The sequence below is a fragment of the Castellaniella sp. MT123 genome (genome assembly GCF_039614765.1).
Lineage (GTDB): Bacteria > Pseudomonadota > Gammaproteobacteria > Burkholderiales > Burkholderiaceae_B > Castellaniella.
This window is the reverse complement of record NZ_CP154879.1, coordinates 2522474-2546455: the sequence shown is the minus strand read 5'-3', so window position 1 is coordinate 2546455 and position 23982 is coordinate 2522474. Positions and strand designations below refer to the sequence as shown.

Genomic DNA, 23982 nt, shown 5'->3' with positions numbered 1-23982 from the left:
GGGCCGCGAAGGGATCCTGAATTACCGGGCCGGACGGAACCGATAGCGCTCCAGCGACTCGCGCTTCATTTCGATCGAATAACCCGGTCGGGTCGGCGGCATGTAGGCCGCGTCGCGGATCCGGCAGGGATCGACGAAGTGCTCGTGCAGGTGATCGACGTATTCGATCACGCGGCCTTCGCGGGTCGCGGCAAAGCACAGATAGTCGATCATCGACAGGTGCTGCACGTACTCGCACAGACCGACGCCGCCCGCATGCGGGCAGACCTTCAGGCCATGCTTGGCCGCCATCAGCATGACCGCCAGCACTTCGTTGACCCCGCCCAGCCGGCAGGCGTCGATCTGCACGACATCCACCGCCGATTCCATGATGAGCTGCTTGAACATGATCCGGTTCTGGCACATTTCGCCCGTGGCGACCTGCATCCGGCCCAGCATGGCCTGGCGGATACGCCGATGCCCGGCGATATCGTCCGGACTGGTGGGCTCTTCGATGAACCAGGGCCGGGCAAAGGCCAGTTGCTCCAGCCAGGGAATGGCCTGATCGACCTCCCAGACCTGATTGGCATCGATCATCAGATGGCGGTCCGGCCCCAGCACCTCGCGCGCGATGCGGACCCGGCGGATGTCGTCGTCAAGATCCCGGCCGACCTTGAGCTTGATGTACGAAAAGCCCGCATCGACCGCTTCGGTGGCGAGCCGGCGCAGCTTGTCGTCGCTATAGCCCAGCCAGCCAGCCGAGGTGGTGTAGCAGGGATAGCCGTTGCGCTCCAGGTCGTCGCGCCGTTCGGCCTTGCCCATAGCGCGTTGCGTCAGCAGCCGCAGCGCTTCGTCGGGCGTGATGCAGTCGGTGATGTAGCGGAAGTCGATCAGGCTGACGAGCTGCTCCGGCGTCATGTCGGCCACCAGGCGCCAGACCGGTTTGCCCTCGGCCTTGGCCCAGAGATCCCAGACCGCATTGACGAGCGCGGCCGTGGCCAGGTGGATGGCCCCCTTGTCGGGGCCGATCCAGCGCAGCTGACTGTCGGACGTCATATGGCGCCAGAAGCGGCCCATGTCCTGAGTGATCCACTGCAGATCCAGACCGATCAGCAGGGGTTTCAGCGCCTCGATCGCCGTGCAGCAGATTTCCGTGCCACGGCCGATCGTGAAGGTAAGACCATGACCTTCCAACCCTTCGGTATCCGTATGCAGGATCGCATAGGCCGCCGAATAATCAGGATCCGGGTTCATGGCATCCGAACCGTCCAGATTTTTGGAAGTGGGAAAACGGACGTCCAGGACTTCGATGGATTGAATGATGGTCATGGTCTCGCCTGCCTTACTTGCCTTCGACCACGATTTCCGCCGGCAGATCGGCACCGTGGTACTTTTTGTAGATGGTGTTCAGCTCGCCGTTTTTCAGGTTCTTGCGGATCAGCTCGTTCATCTTGTCGAGCAACTGCGGATTGTTCTTGGCCACCCCGAGGCCCAGCATGGACGTGGCCATGACGATCTTGGTGACCAGCGGCGGTTTGCCGCTTTCGGCCAGTTGCTTGTTCAGCGATGCAATGATGGCCGGTGCCCCGGAATAGATGTTGCTGCGCCCGCTGGTGACCGCCGTCATGGCGGTGGCGTCATTCTCGAAGCGCACGATGTTCGTGTCGGCGGGGGCCATCTTGGTCACATTGGCATCATTGGTGGTGCCGCGCGCGGTGACCACTGTCTTGCCGGCCAGATCTCCGATTGTCTTGATGTTTTCGCTGGCTGGCGCCGCGATCACGGACTGGATGACCGCATACGGAATCGTGAAGTCGATGACTTCCTTGCGCTGGGGGGTGATCGTCAGGCTGGAGATCACGACGTCGGCCTTGTCCGTCAGCAGAAACGGAATGCGGTTGGCCTGCGTGGTGGGCACGATGTTGAACTTGACCCCCAGATCCTTGGCCAGCAGCCGTGCGGTTTCGACATCAGAGCCGACTTCCTTCAGATTGGCGTCCTTCATGCCATAGGGCGGCGCGTTCAGATCGATCGCCACGCGCAGGGCCTTCTGCTGCATGACCTGATCCAGCGTGGCGGCGTGGGCTGGCGCCAGGGCAGCACACAGGGTGGTGGCCGAAACGGCCAGGACGGCCAGGCTGCGGTTCAGGGGAAAGCGCTTCATGGTGGGTCTCCTGTGAAATATCGGACTCTGTCGGGCGGATGCCCTGGTATTCAAAGCCCGTTGCTGACGAATTGTTGTAATTCCGGGGTTTGGGGCTGGCGCAGGATATCGGCGCCGCCCTGTTCGTGGATACGGCCTTCGTACATGAAGATCACACGGTGGGCGAGCTTCATGGCGAACGCCATTTCGTGGGTGACGAGCACCATGGTCATGCCCCCCGCGGCCAGTTTCTCGATGACACGCAGGACCTCGCCGGTCAGTTGCGGATCGAGGGCCGAGGTGACTTCGTCGAACAGCATGAGCTTGGGGTCCATGGCCAGCGAGCGGGCAATGGCCACGCGCTGCTGCTGGCCACCAGACAATTGTTCCGGATAAAAGCCCGCCTTCTCGCTCAGGCCGACCTGGGCGAGCACATCGGCGGCGATGCGGCGCGCCTGCTCGGCCGGGATCTTGCGTACGGACCGGGGCGCCAGCGTGATGTTCTGTTCGACGGTCAGGTGCGGGAACAGGTTGTAGCTCTGGAAGACGATGCCGACGTCCTGGCGCAGTTTTTTCAGATCGCCACTGGAGATGCCGGCGCCAAAAGTGTGGCCGCAGACCGTGATCTCGCCCTCGTCGATGATTTCCAGATGATCCATGCAGCGCAGCGCAGTGCTCTTTCCCGAGCCGCTCTGGCCGATGATGGCAACAATCTCGCCCTTGGCGACGCTCAGATCGATACCCTTGAGGACATGGTTCTCGCCGAACCGTTTGTGGACATTCGTGAGACGGACGACTTCTGTCATGCGAGGACTCCCTGGGCGATCGGCCGGACCATGCCGTGTCTGTTCATGAGCGGGCCACCGTCAGTTTGCGTTCCAGCCGCAGGCTGAACCAGGACAGCGGATAGCAGATCAGGAAATACAGGACCGCGGCCGCGCCAAAATAAAGGAAAGGCTTGAAGGTGGAGTTGTTCAGGATCTTGGCGTTGTAGGACAGTTCGGCAAAGCCGATCACCAGCGACGCAAAGGAGGTGTTCTTGACGATCTGCACCATGAAACCGACCGTCGGTGGCACCGCGATCTTGAAAGCCTGCGGCAGGATGACCTTGAACATGCGCTGGATGCGGTTCAGGCCCAGGCACTCCGCGGCTTCCCATTGATTTTTCGGCACCGACTCGATGCATCCGCGCCAGATTTCACCCAGGAAGGCCGCGGCATGCACAGTCAGGGCCAACACGGCGGCAAACAGTGGCGACGTGTCGGAAAAACCCAGAATGGACGGACCATAGAAGCAGATGCCCATGATGACCAACAGCGGCGTGCCCTGGATGATATTGATATAGCCGAAAGCGCCGCCCCTCACCAGCGGGTGGTCGGACACCCGCATCAGCGCGATGGACAGCCCCAGCAGCGCCGAAAAGATGAAGGTCAGCGCGGACAGCAGCACTGTGCCCCAGGCACCCAGCAGCAGATAGAGCAGTTGTTCATGATTCATGACAGGCCTCTCAGAGCGGCGTACCGAGTCTGCGCTTACGCACGAACAAGGCCTTGCCGGCCAGCGCAAAGGCCCCGCGCACCAGCGCCGACATGGCCAGATACACCACCCAGAGCACGATGAAGACTTCGAAATTGCGGAAGGTGAGCGCCTGGACATTGCCCGAAATGCCGAACAGGTCTTCTGTGCCCACCGCCGACAACAGACTGGTGACCAGCATCAGCAGGACGAACTGACTGGTCAGGGCGGGATAGACGCGCTCGAGTGCCGGCACCAGGATGACGTGCCAGTAGACCTGCAGCGGCGACAGGCCCAGACATTCACCGGCCTCGCGCTGGCTGCGGGGCACCGACTCGATGCCGGCGCGGACGATTTCGCAGGTGTAGGCCGTGATGTTGATGACCAGGGCCAGGATGGCCCCGGCGAGGATCGACATCGTGAGCCCGACGCTGGACAGGCCGAAGATCAGGAAATAGCTCTGGATGATGAGCGGCGTATTGCGGATGACTTCGACGTAGCCCCCGACGATGCGGCGCGTCAGCGGCCCGCCCGAGCTGCGCGCAATGGCGCAAGCCACCCCCATGACGAAACCGGCCAGCGTGGACCAGAAGGACATCACGAGCGTCGTTTCGGCCCCCTGCAGGAACAGCGGCCAGTACTGCAATACGGCACTGAAATCGAATTGGTAGGTCATGGTCTGGCCTTGTCATCTGGCGGGACTGGGTACTGGTTCGATGGCTGGTGATAGTCTAAAAGGACTGACCGGTAAAACCAGTTATGGATTTCCCTAGTTTTTGTAAAACCGGTCTGACCAGATAAAATATGGACTCTTGGATCTGCAAGGCACGTCGGGGGACTCAACATGGAAAAATCAGGCTCATCGATCCATACGCTGGATCGCACGCGCGGCTACATCCATGTGGCCGACGCCCTGCGGCGGGAAATTCGCGACATGCAGGTATCTGAAGGGACCCGCCTGCCGTCCGAACGCGAACTCGCCCAACGGCTCAGGATCTCCCGCCCCAGCCTGCGCGAGGCCCTGATCGTGCTCGAACTGCAGGGGGAAATCGAAATCCGGGTCGGTTCGGGCATTTATCTGAAGCAGGCCCCCCCCCTGCATGAAGGAACGGAGTCGGCGTCGATCCGTGACGAACCCGGTCACGACGACGCCTTGATGGGATACAGCCCGCAGGACGTAAGCCAGACCCGGTATTTCCTGGAAGGCGGAGTGGCGGCGCATGCCGCCCGGTTCATCTCCCGCGACCAACTCAAGACGCTGGGCGCCAGTCTCGAGGCCATGCGCCAGGCGGTCGGACGCCGGAACGACACGGGCGACCAGCCCCTGGCCGATGCCGATAGACTCTTTCATGTCACCCTGGCCTCGACGACCAGCAATCGTCTGCTGACGCAGACCCTGGAAAACCTGTTCGATCAGCGATACACCCCCATCGGGGGCTCCATGCACCGTCTCTTCGACACCGAATCGGTCTGGCAGGACGCGGTGGGGGAACACCAGGAAATCTACGAGGCGGTCGCCGATCGCGACCCGCTGCAGGCGCAGGCCGCCATGTACCGGCACCTCACGCGGGCGCATGCCCGCCTGATGGCGGTCATCGGTTAGCGTCCCGTCCGGGTCATCACACCAGAGGTTTTCATGCAGAAAAACACGCTCCGCCTGAACGAAGGCGACAACGTCCTGATCGCCATCGAGCAGCTGATGCCCGGCGACGAGGTCCACGGAATCCGGGTACAAGGGCTGATTCCGCCCGGGCACAAGCTGGCCGCCTGCACGATTCCCGCCGGCAACCCGGTCTTCCGCTATGGCCAGGTGATCGGGACCGCAAGCTGCGACATCCCGGCGGGCCAGCACGTGCACGTCCACAACCTTCACATGGCCGACCTGCGGCACGACTACGAATTCTGCACCCGCACGAAAGATCTGCCCATCGATCCCGACCGGGATACCTTCCTGGGCATCCGCCGGCCCGGCAGTCGGGTGGCGACCCGCAACTACATCGGCATCCTGACGACGGTCAACTGCTCGGCGACCGTGGCGCGCGCCGTGGCCGACCACTTCAGGCGGGACATCAACCCGACCGCCCTGGAAGATTTTCCCAACGTGGACGGCGTCGTAGCACTCACGCACTCGACCGGATGCGGCATGGCCGCCCAGGGAGAGGCCATCGACACGCTGCGCCGCACCCTGGCCGGCTATGCCCGGCACGCCAATTTCCATTCCGTGCTGTTGATCGGCCTGGGCTGCGAGACCAACCAGATCAGCGGGGTCCTGGAAGCCGGCGATTTGCGGGAAGGACCGCAGCTGCACACCTATTCCATCCAGGACGCCGGCGGCACCGGCAAGGCCGTCGCGCGGGGGATCGCGAATGTGCGCGAGATGCTGGCGGCGGCCAATCAGGTCGAACGGGTGCCGGTATCCGCCTCGAACCTGGTGATCGGCCTGCAGTGCGGCGGCTCCGACGGCTATTCCGGAATCACCGCCAACCCGGCGCTGGGCGCGGCCATGGACCGGCTGGTGCAGGTGGGCGGCACCGCCCTTCTTTCCGAGACGCCGGAGATCTACGGGGCCGAACATCTGCTGATCCAGCGGGCCGCCAGCCGCGCGGTCGGCGAAAAGCTGATCGCGCGCATCGACTGGTGGCGCGAATACTGCGCCCGCAACCGGATGGAAATGAACAACAACCCCTCGGCCGGGAACAAGGCGGGCGGGCTGACGACCATCCTGGAAAAATCCCTGGGCGCGGTCGCCAAGGCGGGTACCACCAACCTCAACGACGTCATCGGCTATGCCGAACCCGTGACCGCGCGCGGACTGGTGTTCATGGACTCGCCCGGCTTCGATCCGGTCTCGGCCACCGGGCAGGTGGCATCGGGCGCGAACCTGATCTGCTTCACCACCGGGCGCGGATCGGCCTACGGCTGCATGCCTACCCCGTCGCTCAAGCTCAGCACCAATACTGCCTGCTGGGAGCGCCAGCAAGAGGATATCGACTTGAACTGCGGCACCATCATCACCGGCCAGGACTCGGTCGATACCGTGGGCGAGCGCATCTACCGGCTGATCCTGGACACCGCATCGGGAACCCGCAGCAAGAGCGAGCTGTACGGCTACGGGCAGAACGAGTTCGCCCCCTGGCAGCTCGGTGCCACGGTCTGAGCCCGGCTCGACGCCTGCGCCGACGTCGAGCCGGGCAGCGCGCGAGTGTCCTGTTCGGTTAATCCGTACAGGACACTAGGTCAGCAAGCCCCTGCCGGCCAGGTTGCGCATCAGCCAGCGGATGCCCCCCGTCCATTCCGGCGCAGTTTCGCTGTGGGTGACCCGGTTGATCAGCGCACCCAGCCGGGGAGAGCTGATGCACACGACGTCGCCCAGTTTGTGGGTGAACCCCTGGCCCGGCGCATCCCGATCATCGGTCGGCGCAAACAGGGTCCCCGTGAACAGCATGAAACCATCCGGGTATTGGTGATGCCGTCCGCAGGTCTGGCCGACCAGGTCGGTCAGATCGCGGCTGATCCTGCGGATCGAGCTATGGCCTTCCAGGGCGAAACTGTCTTCGCCGGTCACCCGCAAATCGATGTCGAGCTGGCGAGCGTCGTCCAGCGTGAAATGCGTGTCGAACAGCCGGATGAAAGGACCGATGGCGCATGAAGCGTTGTTGTCCTTGGCCTTGCCCAGCAGCAGGGCGCTGCGGCCTTCGATGTCGCGCAGGTTCACGTCGTTGCCCAGCGTGACGCCCCGCACCTCGCTCCGCGAGTTCACCGCCAGGACCAGTTCAGGCTCCGGATTGTTCCAACGGGAAGCCTGCAGGATGCCGATCGGCGACCCGCACCCCACTGCGGATAGCACCGGCGCCTTGGTGAAGACCTCGGCGTCCGGCCCGATGCCGACCTCTAGGTACTGCGACCATAGCCCTTCCCGAACCAAGTACTGGCGCACCTTGTCGGCCTCCGGCGAACCGGGCCGGATGCTGGAAATGGCCGCGCCGATGGCCTGTCCGATCGTGTCACGGATCCGCGCGGCGCGCTGCGGATCGCCGCCGGCCTTCTCCTCGATGACCCGTTCGAGCATGCTGCCGGCGAAGGTCACGCCGCAGGCCTTGATGACCTGCAGGTCGCACGGCGCAACGAAGCGGGCCGCCGCCGTGTCGTGGTCCAGCGTGGCCCTGGCCACCGCGTCGAAGGCCCAGCGCGCTGCGGGGGCCTGGGCCAGGATCGTCGGAAGATCGTCCTCTTCGAGCAGGTCGGCCACGGTCGGACACCGCGCCGTGAGGTCGAACAGCGTGCGCTGCCGGATCGCAACGACGCTGGGACCCCCATCGCGGGGGTCATGGACACGCCCGATCAGCAAAGCCCGGTCGGCGTCTGTGGGGAGCAGGGAGGCTATATCTTGCATGGTCTGGATGAAAAGGAAAATCGGGGGCTGCCGACGAGCATACTATGAACGTGAACACGGCGGCGCAGGGCTCCCGCACCCGCCGCACGGCCCAGGCTCAATACAGGGACAACTGGACCGGATGACGCCCCGAGCCGGCGTCATCCGCCGGCTCAAGCTTGCTGACGCGCACGCCCAGCAGGCGCAGGCGCCGATCCAGCGTGACCCGCTTCAGGCACTGGCCGGCCGCGCGATGAATCGAATCGGAGTCACTGACCGCCTCGTCCAGCGTCAGATCCCGCGTCACCACGCGGAAATCATCGAACCGCAGCTTGATGCCCACCGTGGCCCCACGCACGCCCTTGCGGGCCAGGTCCTGAGCCAGGCGCTCGCACAATTCCAGAAAGACCCTCGACAGCGACGCCCGATCCCGCACCACATGCAGATCGCGCTCGAACGTGGTTTCCCGGCTGATCGATCGGGGTTCGGACTCCATGACCACCGGACGATCATCGATACCGTGCGCCACGTCCAGCAACCACTGCGCCATGCCCAGACCGAAGGCTTCCTGCAGACGGTCCGGCGCCGCGCCCGCCAACTGCGCGATGGTGTCGATTCCCATGGACTGCAAGCGGACGGTGGCCTTGGGGCCGATACCGTTGACCTTCGACACCGACAGCGGCCAGATGCGGCGCTGCAGATCGCCGGGCCCGATCAGGGTGATGCCGTCCGGCTTGTCCAGATCCGAAGCGATCTTGGACAGCAGCTTGTTGGGCGAGATGCCAATCGAGCAACTCAGGCCGGTCGCGTCGCGCACGGCCTGCTTCAGGCGCCTGGCCAGCGTCTCCGAATCCTGCGGCAGGGCCGTCAGGTCGATGTAGATCTCGTCGATGCCGCGATCCTCGATGCGGGGTGCGACTTCCGCCACCGCCGCCTTGAAGAGCCGCGAATAATGCCGGTAGGCCGGAAAGTCCACCGGCAGCAGAACTGCGTCCGGCGCCAGCCTGGCAGCCTTCATCATGCCCATGGCCGAATGCACGCCCAGGGCGCGCGCCTCGTAGGTGGCCGTCGTGATCACCCCGCGGCCCACGTAGTCCCGCAATCGCACGTGATCGCCTTCGCGCGGAGACACCGCCCGCCCACCGATGACGACGGGCTGGCCGCGAAATTCAGGATGGCGCAACAATTCCACGGATGCGTAGAACGCATCCATGTCCAGATGGGCGATTCGGCGGATGGGTGATTCGGACATTGCGACGTTCCGCCCCCGAGGGGCGGTATGTGCCACCAACGCGGCCCGAAAGCGGGATCAGCCCCGTTCCTTGCCCCGCCTGGCACTGCTATACTAGCCGACTCTTAAGATACATTTAAAATGTATCTATAACCCAGCCCTAACCAGGGGCTTTTCTCGTCCGCGAGGATCCATGCAAGCCGAAACCCTGAAACGATCTTCCCAGAAAACCGAAACCCTGCGCCTGGTGGGCCTTCGCGGCCCGGATTGCGCCGACAAGCTCGACCGAGCACTGGCCGCCGTCCCTGGCGTCAGCCAGGTCAGCGTCTCGCTGGCCGACGAAAAGGCCACCATCACCTTCGACACAGCACAGGTTTCGACCCAGCGCCTGCAGGTTGCCGTGGCCGACGCTGGCTACGAAGCCCTGAAGCCGGTCCACGGCCAGGACGGCAACTGCTGTGGCGGGTGCGGAGGGTAAAACAACCGTCACCCCAGCGTCGGATCCAGCAGTTCGGTTCCGGCGCGCGGCGCGCGGCGATACGAATAGTGCATGAACACCAGCGCCACGCAGACCGTGCCATATAGCAGCATGAACGCGCTGGAATACACCCCGGTGATGTCCAGCAGGGCCCCGAACAGTATCGGCAGGATGAATCCACCCAGACCGCCGGCCAGCCCCACCACCCCGGACACCGCACCGATATTGTCCGAATAGTCGTCGCTGATGAACTTGAAGACCGAGGCCTTGCCGATCGCCATGGCCACGCCGACCACGAACAACAGGATCGTGAACAGCGTCGCATTCAGGCCAATGTGCAGCGATACCGGTCCCTGCATGGTCTGGATCGTCATCTGGGTCTGCGGATAGGACAGCAAAAAGAAGCACACCCAGCATACCCACATGACCCACCAGGTCACCGTGTACGCCCCGAAACGGTCCGAAACCCAGCCGCCCAGGGCACGCAACACGCCGCCTGGCAAGGAAAACACCATCGCCAGGAAAGCCGCCAGCGTCAGATCAAATCCGTATTCGGCCACGTAGTACTTCGTCATCCACAAGGCCAGCGCCACATACCCGCCGAACACCACGGAATAATACTGACAGTAGCGCCAAACGCGCGGATCCTTCAGCACGCGCAACTGTTCCCGCATGCTCGTCCCGGACGACACCCGGTGGCCGGGATCGGAATGGCTGAACAGCCAGAACAGGATGGCGGTACCCAGCATCAACGCAGCATAAGCCTTGGGCAGCATCGTCCAGCCGAAGGCGCCGATGACCAGTGGCGCCACGAACATGTTCAGTGCGGAACCCGAATTGCCCGCGCCGAACACCCCCATGGCGAATCCCCGCCGATGTGGCGGAAACCACCGCGCCACGTAGGGGGTGCCCACCGCGAACGTGCCACCCGCCAGACCGACGAACAGAGCCAGCACCAGGAACTGCGTGTAGGTCGTGGCACGAGACATCAGATACAGCGGCGGCACGCAGATCAGCAGCACCAGGAAAAACACGATCCGCCCGCCGAACCGGTCGGTCAGGATGCCCAGCGGCACGCGAACCAGCGAGCCCGTCAGGACCGGCGTGGCAATCAACAGGCCAAACTGGGTTTCGTTCAGGTTCAGATTGGTCTTCAGCGGCACCCCCAGGACGGAAAACATCGTCCAGATGGCAAAGCAGACAGTGAACGCGAACGTGCTGGCAAACAGCACTGACAAGGCTTTTCCCGAGGCGGACGCCGATGGGGATGTAGCATTCAATGACATGAAGATCTCCCGTGGTAAGGCCAATGCCTTCGGGACTGATCATAACCACACCGAATGTACTGGCATATGACCTGGATCAGTAGAAACCCGAGTCCCCCAGGAGATCTTCGCCGTCCCCGAATTACTGCACGGTCAGAGTGACCTTGATGTTGTTGCGCGTGGCGTTGGAATAGGGGCAGACCACGTGCGCCTTCTGGACCAGGTCATTCAGTTTGGCGTGGTCCACGCCCGGCGCGGAAATCTTCAGTTCCACGGCGATGCCGAAACCCGTGGGGATCGGGCCGATGCCCACGGAGCCCGCCACGTGCGTATTGTCGGGCAGTTTGACATTTTCCTTGCTGGCAACCAGTTTCAGCGCACCCAGGAAGCACGCCGAATATCCCGCTGCGAACAGCTGTTCCGGATTGGTGCCGGCCCCGTTGTCTCCGCCCAGTTCCTTCGGCACGGACAGCTTGATGTCCAGCCGGTTGTCCGAGGACTTGGCGCTGCCGTCACGGCCACCGGTCGCGGTGGCATGGGCGGTATAGAGAACGTTTTCGACTGTCATGATGGGACTCCTCGTGGCGCGATTCGAAAGAAAGCCCCGGCACCACAAACGGCGGCTTCCCGCAAACGGACCCATCGACCGGATGCGATGCCCGGCAGCCGCCCGGCATCGCATCCGCGTCACCGATCCGCTGGATGATCCGGCATCCGATGCGCACCCAGCAGATGCGTGCGCAATTCTTCCAGTTCGGCCTTGAGCACACGGGCTTGCGCGGGCGCGCAGCCAGTCGCGCACAGAACCCCCTGGGGAATATCGTGCGCCCGTTGCCGCAGCGCGCGGCCTGACTGGGTCAGTGTCACCAGAACCTGGCGCTGATCGGCGTGCGCGCGGTCACGCCGCAATAGACCCATGGCCTGCAGCCGCTTGAGCAAGGGCGTCAGCGTGGCCGAATCCAGATACAGGCGATCCCCCAGCGCAGTCACCGTCAGACCGTCCGATTCCCACAGCACCAGCATGACCAGGTACTGCGGATACGTCAGCCCCAGGCCGGCCAGGTGGCGGCGGTAGACCTTGCCCATGGCCAGATGCGCCGAATACAGGGCAAAGCACAACTGAGCATCCAGCGTCAGCGCATCGAAGGAGGGTTCGGGCAGATTAGGTACGGGCAGACTCATATCTTCATAATACATAGCGCGCTATTGAATAGCAAGATATCTAAATCGCAAATGAGGACATAAAACCGGATGGTGGCCTCGAAAACCCAAGGATGGGCTTCGTCGTATCATCCCGGTCAATGCTCCGATCCGCTGACAGCCTTTCGCAGGCCATCCGCGGGAAAACAGGATGCTGGATCAGGACATCGGATCACCCGGACAAAGGAATTCTCATGACCGACACAGTCGATTGCCTCGTCATCGGCGCGGGCGTCGTGGGCCTGGCCGTGGCACGCGCCTGCGCGCAGGCAGGCCTGGAGACACTCGTGGCCGAGGCGCAAGACGCCATCGGCACCGGCACCAGCTCGCGCAACAGCGAAGTCATTCACGCCGGCATCTACTATCCGCAGGGGTCGCTCAAGGCCCGGCTATGCGTGCAAGGACGTCCTCTGCTGTACGACTACTGCGAATCCCACGGTGTAGCGTACCGCCGCTGCGGCAAGCTGATCGTCGCCACCCACAACAGCCAGATCGACACCTTGCGCCGCATCGCCACGTCCGCCGCCGTCAACGGCGTGGACGACCTGTGTTGGCTGGACCGCAGCCAGGCCCAGGCCCGGGAACCGGAGCTGCGCTGCGTCGCCGCGCTGGAGTCCCCATCGACCGGCATCATCGACAGCCATGGTCTGATGCTGGCCCTGCGGGGCGACCTGGAACAGGCGGGCGGCCTGCTGGCGCTGCGCTCGCCCGTTCTGGGCGGACAGGCGCAGCCCAGGGGCGAACCTGGCATCCTGCTGCGCATCGGCGGCGGCGAGCCCATGGAAATCATCGCCCGCCACGTCATCAACTGCGCGGGGCTTCGTGCCCAGACTGTCGCGGCGAGCATCCACGGTCTGTCACCCGCCAGCATCCCGACGGGACGCTATGCCAAGGGCAACTACTATGCCCTGTCCGGCAAAACCCCGTTCACCCGCCTGATCTATCCCGTACCGGAACCCGGCGGCCTGGGTGTGCACCTGACCCTGGACCTGGGCGGGCAAGCCCGATTCGGCCCAGATGTCGAATGGATCGACGCCATCGACTACACGGTGGACCCTGCGCGGGCCGATAGCTTCTACACCGCCATCCGCCGCTACTGGCCTGATCTACCCGACGGCGCCCTGCATCCCGGCTACGCCGGCATCCGCCCCAAACTGGTGGTGCCCGCCGGCCAGGATGCGGACTTCGTCATCCAGGACGCCACCGGCTACGGCGTGCCGGGGCTGATCAATCTATATGGCATTGAATCACCCGGACTGACGTCCTGCCTGGCCATCGCCCAGGAAGTCGTCCAAGATGCGGCCGCAGGCCATCCGGCGGCATAATCAGGCTTTATCCCTCACGATTGCACAAGGAACCCGACATGATCCGCGAAATGGCCCATATCACTGTAAAACCCGGTACCCAGGCCGACTTCGAAGCCGGCGTACAAAAGGCACTGCCGCTGTTCCAGCGCGCTCACGGCTTCCACCGCCTGGAGCTGCACCACGTCATCGAGCACCCGGAACAATACGTCCTGCAGATCCACTGGCAGACGCTGGAAGACCATATCGAACATTTCCGCAAATCCGAAGACTTCCAGGCCTGGCGCGGGATTGTGGGCGGATTCTTCGAAAAGGCGCCCAACGTCGTCCATACCCAGGTCATCGGCGAATAAACCGGCCCAGGCCCCCCGGCCTGCGGGCCCTACACCCGCCCCGCCAACACCGACAGCGGCCATTCCACCCGCCGCCTGGCCAACGGATCGCCCCAAACCCGTGCTAGCCGCACCGCCAGGTCGGCCACGGGATCAACACCCCGCTCACGCGTATAGCGCGCCGTCGCCGACCAGCTGCGGAAGTACGCCAGCAGCTGGTCGAGCGTCCAGTCGACCGACATGCTGAATACGGGCGCATCGATGGGGTCGAAAGGAAACGGAATGGACCGATAGCCGTCCTCCACATGCCGCCGCTCCGGCGGCCAGTACGGCCCGACCTCATCGCGATAGAACGACTGCACCAGGCGATCCACTTCGTCACCGGCCACGGTCTGGATACCATACGTCCAGACGGCAAGCACACCGCCAGGGCGCAGCACCCGCCGAACCTCATCGAAGAACGCGGTGACGTCGAACCAGTGCAGCGCCTGGGCGACCGTCACCAAGTCCACGGCCCCGGCTTCCAGCCCGCTGGCCTCGGCCGGAGCCACCCGGTAATCCACCCGGGGATGCGCCGCCGCCTGAACGATCTGCGCGGCACTGAAATCCGTGGCGATCACCGAAGCGAAATGCTGCGCCAGCGCCACCGATGCCTGACCACTGCCAGCGCCGCAATCCCAGGCCAGGTCATGCCGGTCGCACAGCCCCGACAACCAGGCGAACAGGGCTGCCGGATAATGAGGGCGCGCCTGAGCGTAGGTGCGGGCGACGGGGGAAAAATGGTCGGAGGAAGTCACGCGTCACTCCTCGTCATGGCGACAGGCTCGGCATAGCGCTTTGCGCTGCGGTAAAAGGCCAGGATAGCTGACTTGCTGGGAAACGATCAGGGCTCGCATGTCAATGTTCTCCCGGCTTGGCGGTCACATAAGCCTGATGCGGGTGTTTGGCGCTTTCGGGGTATCGAAAGCGCAGCAGGCCATCCCGCACCATTGGAATCAGGTATTTGTTACGCAAATAGTGCCGATCTTTCTTCAGCAAGATTGCAAGCTGGTCGCCCGTCAGCGGCGCCCAGGTGCACAAACGACAAATCCCTTCACGCAAGGCTTTTGCGCTGACACGGCCTTTCAGGCCCCCCAGCAAGGTTGCAAGCTCAGGGGGAAAGGTTGCAAGCTCAGGGGGAAAGGTTGCAAGCTCAGGGTTGCAAGCAGCATCCATCTGAACCTGACCATGTGGGGGCGGACCAGATCCCTCCTGGTTCGGCCCCTCCTTTGCGCGGCCGCCAACAGGAAGGCCTGAGAATTGCTCCAGAGGCAGCTCAGACTGCTCTGGATTTCTGTCAGGCTGTTCCATGATCCCAACCAGAATATAGTAGGTACGGCTGCCCGATCCCCGCTTCTCCAGCAGTCCCCGGTCACGCAGGCGACGCAACACCAGGCTGGCCGCCAACGTATCCAGCCCACAAAAATCCCGACAGGCCGTATTGTCCACAGCGCCGGTAGCGCGAACGTAGATCAACACCTTCGCTTCGTCGGCGTTGACTGTCGGGCCGGCAAAACCGCGCAGCCAGGCATGGTCGTCCTCGGTCAGCAGGTTATGCAGGAACAGCGTGAGGCGGAACTCATTGGCATGCCGGTCCCTGCACGCTCTGCAACTGCCCTTCCGGCAGACGAAAGCCCTTGGGCAGCTCGTCGATGATACTAGACTCGGCCTGCGGCAACGCCAACAGCAACGGCTTGCGGATGTCGATGGACTGGAAGCGGTTTTCCGGGTCTTCCACCCATTCGTTGCCCGACACGCGAATGTAGTCGATGCGCACCATGGGCAACAGTCGACGCAGAGCCAGTGGTTTGCCGAACAGCACAATGCCGGCAAGCGTCGGCTGCGACTGACTATCCAGGCGGCGCAATGCGCCTAAGGCTTCGAGCAGGTCCTCATCGTTGTAATCTAGTTCCTCGGCCTGAGGGTTGATGCGGGCACGTTCGCGTCGATAGGCGGCCACAGCGGCGGGGTCGAAGTCATCCAGCCGGGCGTCGGGCAGGATGCTGGAGTCCGGCCCATGCAGCGGCTGGCTTTCGCCGCGCAGTACCCACAGATCTTCATCCACGCAGTGCTGGTCGCTGGAGCCAATGCGCCGATAGGCACCACGCGGCAAGCCAGTGGCCTTGAGGTAGATGGGCTTCTGCGTGACGTCAGTCTCGGGTACGTATACCACCAACACCGTCTTGCCATCCACAGTCCCGGTTTGCATCTCCGGCCGCAGGACAACATTGAGCGCAGACGCGCACTGGCTGGCCAGGTCGCGCTGCACCTTGTCTGGATCCTGCAGGCCGGCAGCATGGTACACCGTATCGCCCTTGTCATTGACGAACCAGTCCACTCCCAGCAGCAAATAGCCGCCATCCAGCCCTGGCTCGTTGGCGAAGGCGATGACTGTCTGCATCACAGATTTGCCCAGTTCGCTGGCGCGCTTGGCTTCGATGCGGGTCGATTCATCAATGGAGTTGAGCTCTTCAAGAAGATCAATCGCACTGCGCATGTCACTTCCCGATACAGAAGTGGCGTTTTCGCCGCATGCTGTTGATTTGCAAGGGAGTTTTTGAACCCCATCGACGCGCTTGGATCTATTCTTGGACCCAAAAACCAAGCGTGTCCCTTGGTAGCGGTAGATGACCCTCCCTGGACACTTCCCGCGCTCCCATTACTGATGCGATGCGTCAGCGGACGACCTGATCAGTGGTAGCGAAACCGGCCATCGACGTGCGCCAACGTCCAATGCGCTGCAACGGGCTCATTTTCCCACCTCCTGATCCGGAACGCCAAGGATGTTACGCCCTGCTTCAGCCCGAAAAAAAGGGAGGCGCGCAGTTCGGATTGATGGCTGCGGCAGCGGTGATGCCGAAGTGAGATGGCGGCTCCTTTGGCCAGTTGGCCGATACCGATGGGAGCCTCGCCATGTCACACCAAACTTCAGACATCATCACTCCGAAAGCCCTGTTGCTCGATGAGCGGCTGACGCCGCTGGAGCGCAACGCCTGGCTGACTTTCCGTTCGCTGGCCAGCAACGACGGCACCGTGGTTCTCAGCTACGACGCGCCGCGGGGATACCTTCCCAGCGCACCGGGCAGCAAGAGGGCTGCCTTGGAAACCGTGTCCAGGGCCGTGCTGTGCCTGCGGCTGTCCACGTGGATTGCGCTGGTCGAATACCGCCGCAATCCGATGACCGGCTTCTCGATGGCCAGCCGCTACGCGGTGCGGAATCAGCCCCTCGCGTTCGACGACGCCTGCATGGAGGACGAGGATTACCTGCCCCTGCTGGAACGGGCGCTCGGCCATGCCAGTGCGACGATTCGCCAACTGGCTCAGTCCATTCTCGATGAGGCCATGCGCCATCCGGACAGGTTGGAAAAGCTGCCTGCAACGATGCAAGAGCGGATCAGGCGCCTACAGCACCGTGACGACGACCATGACCCGGGCAGTCCTGGTGGCTCAACTGCGCGCGATGCCCTCGTGCCCGAAGCCAGCGGCGGCATTCCGAAACCCGTTCCGGCATCTGCGACAGCAGTACGTACTGTAGAAAAAGAAGTATTAAAAGAAGTACGTACGTACCGCTCACCAACCGAAGTCCAGGCATCGCGGTCGGATGTGCCCATCCGCTTCCGGCAACTGCCGCAGGATCAGCAGCAGATTCTCACCGTTCGTCTCAGGGGCTTGCCTCTGGAGCAACGCCTAGCGGTACTGGCCGAGTGGGACGTGCGCTGCGAATCAGGTGGCGTGCACAACGCCATCGCCTACCTCTACGGGTTGATCAAGAAGGCCGTGGAAGGCGTGTTCAAGCTCTGGGCGGCGCGCAAATCCACCCCGCAGCAGACACCCGTGCAGGCCGTCAGCAACAGCCAGCATGGCTCGCCGCCCGCTCCTTCGCCATCGTTCAGCAGCCAAGCCACAAAGCCTGCGTCGCGCGAGGTGGCGCAGCGGCATCTGGATCAGATCAGGCGCATGTTGAAGACACCATCGCTGCCCATCGGGCAAATCATCGGGAGCATGGCTGACAGCGGAATGCTGCCAACAGCCCCGGTGAACACGCCCGCTGCTGCAAAGCTGGAGCCACAGGGCTCGGCGTGAAACAGATGCGGGCCGTCACTGCCCGCCGCAGTGACGGCCCGCCGAACTGCAGCAGCAATGCGGGTTGGCGCAGCATCGCATTGATGGCTGCGCACATGCCGATGCCCCGGCACACTGGCCCAGCAACGACCTGCCGGTGGGTATGAACACCGGAACCCTGGCGCAGGTTCCTGCAAGCGCCGCCCCGGGCGGAACCATCCCAGGCACACCCCGGCTCGCTCTGTGTGCCGCCCTACCATGGGTAGAGCCTTTCTCATCCTCGGCGTGGTTCATCGCGCCATCGTCGCCGCACGCATCCGCCGTTCCAGGCACTCGTCGCGGGTCGCCCGACCTGCCGGCTTCTTTCCACCACTGCACAACAGGAGGCACCTATCCCAGCACATCGCGTTGTCGTCCCTTGCAACTCTTCCGCCCGGCCCTCCCACAGGAAGCAAGGCGGACGCCTCATTCGAGGCCACAGGTGAACTGAGCGCCTGGCCCTTGCCCTTCGGGGATCTCGCCTTGGCGAGAGTTGGCAAAAACACTGACCGTTTGCTTCTCAGCCCCGACAACCGATGGAACAACACCGCGATGGACGACCTGACCTATACCCTGCGCCAGCTCTGCCTGCGCAACCGCGACGGCAGCCACGCCACCCAGGCCGACCGGCAACGGTCCCTGAGCCTGGCCGCTCGCCAACTGCGCGAGGCCGGATTCCGCCAGATGCGGGCCACCTCGCTCAAGGGCAAGCATGTCGAAACTCTGTTGCAGCGCTGGCAGGCCGAAGGCCTGTCGGCTGGCACGCTCAAGAACCGCATGGCCCACCTGCGCTGGTGGGCAGAGAAGGTCGGCAAGGCAGGCATCCTGCCAGCGGACAACACCAAGCTGGGCATCCCAGACCGCCGCTATGTGACCAACGAGAGCAAGGCCAAGGAACTGGGCGACGGGCTGAACAGAATCACCGATCCACACGTTCGCATGAGCCTGCGCCTGCAAGCCGCCTTCGGCTTGCGGCGGGAGGAATCCATCAAGTTCCAGCCCCGCCATGCCGACCGTGGCGACCACATCGCCATCAAGGGGTCATGGGCCAAGGGCGGGCGCGACCGGACGGTACCGATCACGACGCCGGAGCAGCGGGCGGTGCTGGACGAAGCGCACCGGTTAGCAGGGCTGGGCTCGCTGATCCCCGCGGACAAGACCTACATCCAGCAGCGGCACGTTTACGACGGGCAATGCAAGGCAGCGGGCCTGAGCAACATGCACGGACTGCGGCATGGCTATGCCCAAGCGCGCTATCAGGTGCTGACAGGCTGGAAGGCTCCGGCGGCAGGCGGTCCTTCGACACAACAACTGACACCCGCGCAACACAGCCAGGACCAAGTTGCGCGACAGACGATCAGCCGCGAATTGGGACATGAGCGACTGCAAATCACGACGGTGTACCTGGGTCGATGAATTGATTCTCTTGGCGCCAGCCTTGCGGCTGGAGAGTGAGCTATTGGCTCGGATGCCCTCGATGAAAAATGCTCTGTAAGCATTAAACTTATGTATTATGCTTTATAAGCATATTTACGCCACTAAGATACCCTATGGTCAACAGCGTCGCTGATCTCATTCGGGCCGCCCGCAATGGGCGAACCCAGGCGGAGTTCGCCACTGTTCTGGGCGTTTCGCAGTCCCAGTTGAGCCGGTATGAGCGGGGGGAATACGACCCGCCCGCCAAGGTGATCAATGCCTGTATGCGGGAGGCGCATATCGGCAACGGGATATCGGCGCCATCGGCTGACGACTTGGCGCAGAGGGTGCGCACCACGTTGGCCAGCCCAGATAAGGAGCAGGCACGCTCCGCCATCGCCAGCCTGTTAGCGGTGCTTGCTCATGAATAGCGATGGCAAAAAACTTCTGGTCGTACTGAGCGGCCCAGCACGCACATAGGACAGGAAACAATGGCACAGAACGACAACAACGGCGGCAATCTCGGCTTCGAGGCGGAGCTGTTCAAAGCCGCCGACAAGCTGCGCGGCAACATGGAACCCAGTGACTACAAGCACGTTGCGCTGGGCCTGATCTTCCTCAAGTACATCTCCGATGCCTTCGAGTCCCGTCATGCTGAATTGCTGGCCGAGGACGCCGCTGCCGCCGAGGACAAGGACGAATACCTCGCCGACAACATCTTCTGGGTACCGAAGGAAGCGCGCTGGTCGCACCTGCAAGCCAACGCCAAGCAAAGCAGCATCGGCACGCTGATCGACGACGCCATGCGCGCCATCGAGAAAGACAACGAATCGCTGAAAGGCGTGCTGCCCAAAGACTACGCCCGCCCCGCGCTCAACAAGGTGATGCTGGGCGAACTAATCGACCTGATCTCCGGCATCGCTCTGAACGAGGGCAACAACAAATCGAAAGACGTACTGGGTCGCGTCTATGAGTACTTCCTTGGCCAGTTCGCGGGTGCGGAAGGCAAGCGTGGTGGCGAGTTCTACACCCCGCGCTCCGTGGTACGCACATTGGTGGAAATGCTGGAGCCGTACAACGGCCGCGTGTATGACCCATGTTGCGGTAGCGGTGGCATGTTCGTGCAGAGTGAGAAGTTCGTCACCGAACACGGCGGGCGCACTGGCGATATCGCCATCTACGGCCAGGAAAGCAACTACACCACCTGGCGGCTAGCGAAGATGAACCTCGCCGTGCGCGGCATCGACAGCGACATCCGCTGGAACAACGAGGGCAGCTTCCACAAGGACGAACTGCGCGACCTCAAGGCCGACTTCGTCCTCGCCAACCCACCGTTCAATATTTCAGACTGGGGTGGGGAGCGCTTGCGCGAAGATGTGCGTTGGAAATTTGGCGCTCCGCCCGTGGGCAACGCCAACTACGCGTGGTTGCAGCACATCTTCCATCACCTTGCGCCGCACGGCGTCGCGGGCGTGGTGCTGGCCAACGGCTCCATGAGTAGCCAACAAAGCGGTGAAGGCGAGATCCGCAAAGCCATGCTCGAAGCCGCCGACAGTGCTGGCGTGGTGGACTGCATGGTCGCGCTGCCCGGCCAGTTGTTCTACTCCACGCAAATCCCGGCCTGCCTATGGATATTGGCGAAGGGCCGCAGTAACGGCTTGGTGAAAAAAACCAAGCTGCGCGATCGGCGCGGCGAAGTACTGTTCATTGACGCGCGCAAGATGGGCGTGCTGGTGGATCGCACGCGGCGCGAACTCACCGATGCTGAAATCGAGCGCATTGCCTCTACCTATCACGCGTGGCGAGGTGAAACCGACGCGGGAGAATATTCGGACATTCCAGGCTTCTGTAAATCCGCCACGCTCGAAGAGATCCGCAAACATGACTATGTATTGACACCGGGTCGCTACATCGGCGCGGCGGAGCAGGAAAACGACGGCGAACCGTTCGAGGAAAAGATGCAGCGCCTCGCTGCACAGTGGCGCGAACAGCAGCAAGAAGCGGAAAAAATGGATGTTGCCATCGAAGGCAATTTGAAGAAACTTGGCTTTTGACTGGAGCACAGTAATGGCAGACGAAAAACTAGACCTTTCTCCATTGGAACGAGCTATCGAGCGATTGAATGAAGGTTGGACGCGCTATCAGCAGGACATCAGCGACACCCAGATTCGGGACGGCCTGATTCAACGCTTCGAGTTCACCTACGAAATCAGTCACAAGATGCTGAAGCGCCACTTGGAAGCTACATCGGCGAACCCTGCGGAGTTCGACGACATGAGCTTTCAGGACTTGATTCGCATGGGCAATGAACGTGGCTTGCTCCTGGGCGGATGGCCGGAATGGCGCAACTACCGCGACATGCGCGCCAAAACCAGCCACACCTATGATGAGGACATCGCGCTGGAAGTTGTGGCCTGCATTCCCGGCTTTCAGGGAGAAGCGACCTACCTGCACCAAAAGCTACAGGCCGCGCAGGCGTGACAGGTCAAAAAATGTCCACTTCTGCAATCGACATCCGGCCCGACCATTGGCAGATCGTGCGGCACATCCTGCGCCTGCATGTGCCCCAATACGCCGTATGGGCCTTCGGTTCGCGCGCCAAGTGGACTGCGAAACCGCATTCTGATCTGGACTTGGCCATCATCACCGACAAGTCTTTGCCGCTCTCTGTCAGCGCGGCGCTGGCCGATGACTTCTCAGAATCAAACCTGCCATGGAAAGTGGATGTGGTGGATTGGGCTGCAACCAGCGAATCGTTCCGTAAAGTGATTGAGCGTGACAAGGTTGTTGTGCAGGAGCCGCTGCAGAACTCGGGGCAAGAGTGGCGGGCACTTCAGGATGTAGTTGATGACATCTTAGATAGGCGCGGCGTGACCCCTCTCAAGCTTGGTGGAGATTTTACGAGCGAAGGGCATCGTGTTATCTCGGCAAAAGTCGTCAAGGATGGACGCATTGACCTGAACGCGGATGAGGCCAGATTCGTTAACGCGGATATTTACAAGAAGTGGATGAAAAACCCACTACGCGCTGATGATGTAGTAATGACTTCGGAAGCCCCGCTGGGAGAATTGGCATATCTCGATCACGATGTTGATTGGGTTCTTGGACAAAGACTATTTGCCATCAGACCACGGGCCAATGTTTTGAGTGGCAGATTTCTTTATTACGCGCTCTCAACTCCAGAAGTGCGTGACAGCCTGATTGCTCGGTCATCTGGAACGACCGTCGTTGGAATACGACAGGCCGAGCTTCGTAAAGTTGAAGTGCCAGTTCCGCCTATCGAAGAACAACGCGCCATCGCTCGCATCCTCGGGGCGCTGGACGACAAGATCGAACTCAACCGGCGCATGAACCAGACGCTGGAAGCGATGGCTCGTGCTCTGTTCAGATCATGGTTCGTGGATTTCGACGGCGTGCCGCAAGAGGACATGCAGGAATCGGAGTTGGGCTTGATTCCGAAGGGGTGGCGGGCTGGGACGCTTGCGGATTTCGCTGCACTGAATCCCGAAACGTGGACAAAGCAAACACGTCCCGATGAAATCTTCTACGTCGATTTGTCGAGCACGAAGTGGGGACGCATCGAAAGCATCACGCCATATGTGGCGGAAGACGCACCAAGCCGCGCACAGCGCGTGCTGCGCCCGAACGACACGATTGTCGGCACGGTTCGTCCGGGTAACGGTTCATACGCTTTCATCGACGAGGAAGGATTGACTGGCAGCACCGGCTTTGCAGTGCTTCGTCCGAAACGTGAGGAATACGCCGCTCTCGTCTACATAGCAGCAACGGCACCGGACAACATTGACAGACTGGCAAATCTGGCAGATGGCGGTGCTTATCCTGCTGTTCGACCTGAAATCGTCGTGTCAACGAATATTGCCGTTGCTGACGAGAAAACCATCGCCAAGTTCTCTCAGCATGTCTTTCCAATGCTCAAGAGCATTGCACATAACGAGCGTGAATCTCGCACGATCTCCGCGTTGCGTGACACATTGCTGCCGCGCCTCATCTCCGGCCAACTGCGGGTGAACCAATGAGTCTGGATTGGTGCCCCGGTATCCGCGAAGCCTGCGGGCATTGGCGCGACGCGCCGATGTTGCAGCAGACTTTTGAGGCATTGGAGCGTACCTTGGAGCAGAACAACGACGCGTGCATCGACTGCGCGAAGTCCATTGTCGAAGTGTTCTGCCGCATCGTTGTGGACGAACTGGATTCACCCACCCAACCCGTCAAGCCCAAAGCTGCGGCCCCAGACTTCGGCGAATGGGTCGGCGCGGCAGTGCGGGTGCTGAAACTTGGCGAGAACCAGAACAACAAGTTCCTGAGGCTGGTATCGCAGCACCATAAGCTGACGACAGCCCTAGGCGATCTGCGGAACGAATCCGGGCCAGTCAGCCACGGTCGGGACGGATTCCTCGCCAAGCTGTCTGTCCATCATCGGCGCTCGGCGGTCTTGTCGGCAGACGCGCTGGTGATGTTTCTGCACCAAGCCTATCTTGAGGCGCAGCGCGATCCAGTCAATTCGCGTGAGCCATGGGAACGATTCGAGGCGTTCAATCGAGAGTGTCCGGAATTTTGTGGGCGAGGCATAACATGAGAGAAAACGA

Annotated in this window: 25 protein-coding genes; 12 read left to right on the top strand and 13 right to left on the bottom strand. The window is 62.2% G+C overall.

The window, feature by feature from the left end; genetic code table 11:
* Window positions 1-21: 21 nt before the first annotated feature.
* The 5 genes from ABCV34_RS12060 to ABCV34_RS12040 are packed head-to-tail and all read right to left on the bottom strand — an operon-like array spanning window position 22 to window position 4313.
* A complete protein-coding gene (locus ABCV34_RS12060; protein ID WP_345796449.1) occupies window positions 22-1308 on the bottom strand; it encodes an L-fuconate dehydratase in 1287 nt (428 codons plus the stop codon).
* 13 nt (window positions 1309-1321) lie between these two features.
* The gene (locus ABCV34_RS12055; RefSeq protein WP_345796448.1) at window positions 1322-2143 is read right to left on the bottom strand and encodes a transporter substrate-binding domain-containing protein; all 822 of its coding nucleotides are present in this window, start codon (window positions 2141-2143) and stop codon (window positions 1322-1324) included.
* A 50-nt stretch (window positions 2144-2193) separates the two neighbouring features.
* Window positions 2194-2928 (bottom strand): amino acid ABC transporter ATP-binding protein, encoded by a 735-nt coding sequence (locus ABCV34_RS12050; RefSeq protein WP_345796447.1) that lies wholly within the window; start codon window positions 2926-2928, stop codon window positions 2194-2196.
* Window positions 2929-2971: 43 nt separating this feature from the next.
* Window positions 2972-3619 (bottom strand): amino acid ABC transporter permease, encoded by a 648-nt coding sequence (locus ABCV34_RS12045; protein WP_345796446.1) that lies wholly within the window; start codon window positions 3617-3619, stop codon window positions 2972-2974.
* A gap of 10 nt (window positions 3620-3629) precedes the next feature.
* Entirely contained in the window at window positions 3630-4313 is a 684-nt protein-coding gene (locus tag ABCV34_RS12040) for an amino acid ABC transporter permease (protein WP_345796445.1), read from the bottom strand.
* A gap of 168 nt (window positions 4314-4481) precedes the next feature.
* Between ABCV34_RS12040 and ABCV34_RS12035 the strand changes: the two genes are divergently transcribed.
* Both ABCV34_RS12035 and ABCV34_RS12030 read left to right on the top strand, forming a co-directional pair.
* A complete protein-coding gene (locus ABCV34_RS12035) occupies window positions 4482-5240 on the top strand; it encodes a FadR/GntR family transcriptional regulator (RefSeq protein ID WP_345796444.1) in 759 nt (252 codons plus the stop codon).
* A gap of 33 nt (window positions 5241-5273) precedes the next feature.
* Entirely contained in the window at window positions 5274-6794 is a 1521-nt protein-coding gene (locus ABCV34_RS12030) for an altronate dehydratase family protein (protein WP_345796443.1), read from the top strand.
* 75 nt (window positions 6795-6869) lie between these two features.
* Here ABCV34_RS12030 and ABCV34_RS12025 read toward each other — a convergent pair whose 3' ends face one another.
* Window positions 6870-8030: a fumarylacetoacetate hydrolase family protein gene (locus tag ABCV34_RS12025; RefSeq protein WP_345796442.1), complete on the bottom strand. Its 1161-nt coding sequence runs from the start codon at window positions 8028-8030 to the stop codon at window positions 6870-6872.
* Window positions 8031-8127: 97 nt separating this feature from the next.
* Window positions 8128-9261, bottom strand: a complete 1134-nt coding sequence (dinB, locus tag ABCV34_RS12020) for a DNA polymerase IV (RefSeq protein WP_345796441.1) — start codon at window positions 9259-9261, stop codon at window positions 8128-8130.
* Between the two features lie 172 nt (window positions 9262-9433).
* Here dinB and ABCV34_RS12015 point away from each other — a divergent pair, with 172 nt between their 5' ends.
* Window positions 9434-9718, top strand: a complete 285-nt coding sequence (locus tag ABCV34_RS12015; RefSeq protein WP_345796440.1) for a heavy-metal-associated domain-containing protein — start codon at window positions 9434-9436, stop codon at window positions 9716-9718.
* An 8-nt stretch (window positions 9719-9726) separates the two neighbouring features.
* Here the strand turns inward: ABCV34_RS12015 and ABCV34_RS12010 are convergent, their stop codons facing one another.
* The 3 genes from ABCV34_RS12010 to ABCV34_RS12000 form a co-directional block, all read right to left on the bottom strand.
* The gene (locus ABCV34_RS12010) at window positions 9727-11004 is read right to left on the bottom strand and encodes a nitrate/nitrite transporter (RefSeq protein ID WP_345796439.1); all 1278 of its coding nucleotides are present in this window, start codon (window positions 11002-11004) and stop codon (window positions 9727-9729) included.
* 121 nt (window positions 11005-11125) lie between these two features.
* Entirely contained in the window at window positions 11126-11551 is a 426-nt protein-coding gene (locus tag ABCV34_RS12005) for an organic hydroperoxide resistance protein (RefSeq protein WP_345796438.1), read from the bottom strand.
* Window positions 11552-11670: 119 nt separating this feature from the next.
* Window positions 11671-12165: a MarR family transcriptional regulator gene (locus ABCV34_RS12000; protein WP_345796437.1), complete on the bottom strand. Its 495-nt coding sequence runs from the start codon at window positions 12163-12165 to the stop codon at window positions 11671-11673.
* A gap of 212 nt (window positions 12166-12377) precedes the next feature.
* On the opposite strand from ABCV34_RS12000, the gene ABCV34_RS11995 reads away from it, so the two are divergent.
* A complete protein-coding gene (locus ABCV34_RS11995; RefSeq protein WP_345796436.1) occupies window positions 12378-13508 on the top strand; it encodes an NAD(P)/FAD-dependent oxidoreductase in 1131 nt (376 codons plus the stop codon).
* Window positions 13509-13546: 38 nt separating this feature from the next.
* Window positions 13547-13840, top strand: coding sequence for an antibiotic biosynthesis monooxygenase family protein (locus tag ABCV34_RS11990; protein WP_345796435.1), 294 nt, complete (start codon window positions 13547-13549; stop codon window positions 13838-13840).
* 29 nt (window positions 13841-13869) lie between these two features.
* Here ABCV34_RS11990 and ABCV34_RS11985 read toward each other — a convergent pair whose 3' ends face one another.
* The 3 genes from ABCV34_RS11985 to ABCV34_RS11975 all read right to left on the bottom strand — a co-directional run bounded on the left by ABCV34_RS11985 (window position 13870) and on the right by ABCV34_RS11975 (window position 16355).
* A complete protein-coding gene (locus tag ABCV34_RS11985) occupies window positions 13870-14616 on the bottom strand; it encodes a class I SAM-dependent methyltransferase (protein WP_345796434.1) in 747 nt (248 codons plus the stop codon).
* Between the two features lie 100 nt (window positions 14617-14716).
* Window positions 14717-15337, bottom strand: coding sequence for a hypothetical protein (locus ABCV34_RS11980; RefSeq protein ID WP_345796433.1), 621 nt, complete (start codon window positions 15335-15337; stop codon window positions 14717-14719).
* A gap of 100 nt (window positions 15338-15437) precedes the next feature.
* On the bottom strand, window positions 15438-16355 hold the full coding sequence (locus ABCV34_RS11975) for an RNA-binding domain-containing protein (RefSeq protein WP_345796432.1): 918 nt from the start codon (window positions 16353-16355) through the stop codon (window positions 15438-15440).
* Window positions 16356-16771: 416 nt separating this feature from the next.
* Between ABCV34_RS11975 and ABCV34_RS11970 the strand changes: the two genes are divergently transcribed.
* The 7 genes from ABCV34_RS11970 (at window position 16772) to ABCV34_RS11940 (ending at window position 23972) form a co-directional block, all read left to right on the top strand.
* Window positions 16772-17941, top strand: a complete 1170-nt coding sequence (locus ABCV34_RS11970; protein WP_345796431.1) for an STY4528 family pathogenicity island replication protein — start codon at window positions 16772-16774, stop codon at window positions 17939-17941.
* Window positions 17942-18511: 570 nt separating this feature from the next.
* Window positions 18512-19375 carry a phage integrase N-terminal domain-containing protein gene (locus ABCV34_RS11965; protein WP_345796430.1) on the top strand — a complete coding sequence of 288 codons (864 nt, stop codon included), beginning with the start codon at window positions 18512-18514 and terminating at the stop codon, window positions 19373-19375.
* Between the two features lie 134 nt (window positions 19376-19509).
* Complete coding sequence (locus ABCV34_RS11960; RefSeq protein ID WP_049328200.1) at window positions 19510-19806, top strand: helix-turn-helix transcriptional regulator; 297 nt, start codon at window positions 19510-19512, stop codon at window positions 19804-19806.
* Window positions 19807-19866: 60 nt separating this feature from the next.
* Entirely contained in the window at window positions 19867-21429 is a 1563-nt protein-coding gene (locus ABCV34_RS11955) for a class I SAM-dependent DNA methyltransferase (protein WP_345796429.1), read from the top strand.
* Between the two features lie 13 nt (window positions 21430-21442).
* Window positions 21443-21856 carry a nucleotidyltransferase substrate binding protein gene (locus tag ABCV34_RS11950; RefSeq protein ID WP_345796428.1) on the top strand — a complete coding sequence of 138 codons (414 nt, stop codon included), beginning with the start codon at window positions 21443-21445 and terminating at the stop codon, window positions 21854-21856.
* An 11-nt stretch (window positions 21857-21867) separates the two neighbouring features.
* A complete protein-coding gene (locus tag ABCV34_RS11945; RefSeq protein ID WP_345796427.1) occupies window positions 21868-23412 on the top strand; it encodes a restriction endonuclease subunit S in 1545 nt (514 codons plus the stop codon).
* A complete protein-coding gene (locus tag ABCV34_RS11940; protein WP_345796426.1) occupies window positions 23409-23972 on the top strand; it encodes an abortive infection family protein in 564 nt (187 codons plus the stop codon). Before ABCV34_RS11945 ends, ABCV34_RS11940 begins: the two co-directional genes overlap by 4 nt.
* Window positions 23973-23982 lie beyond the last annotated feature (10 nt).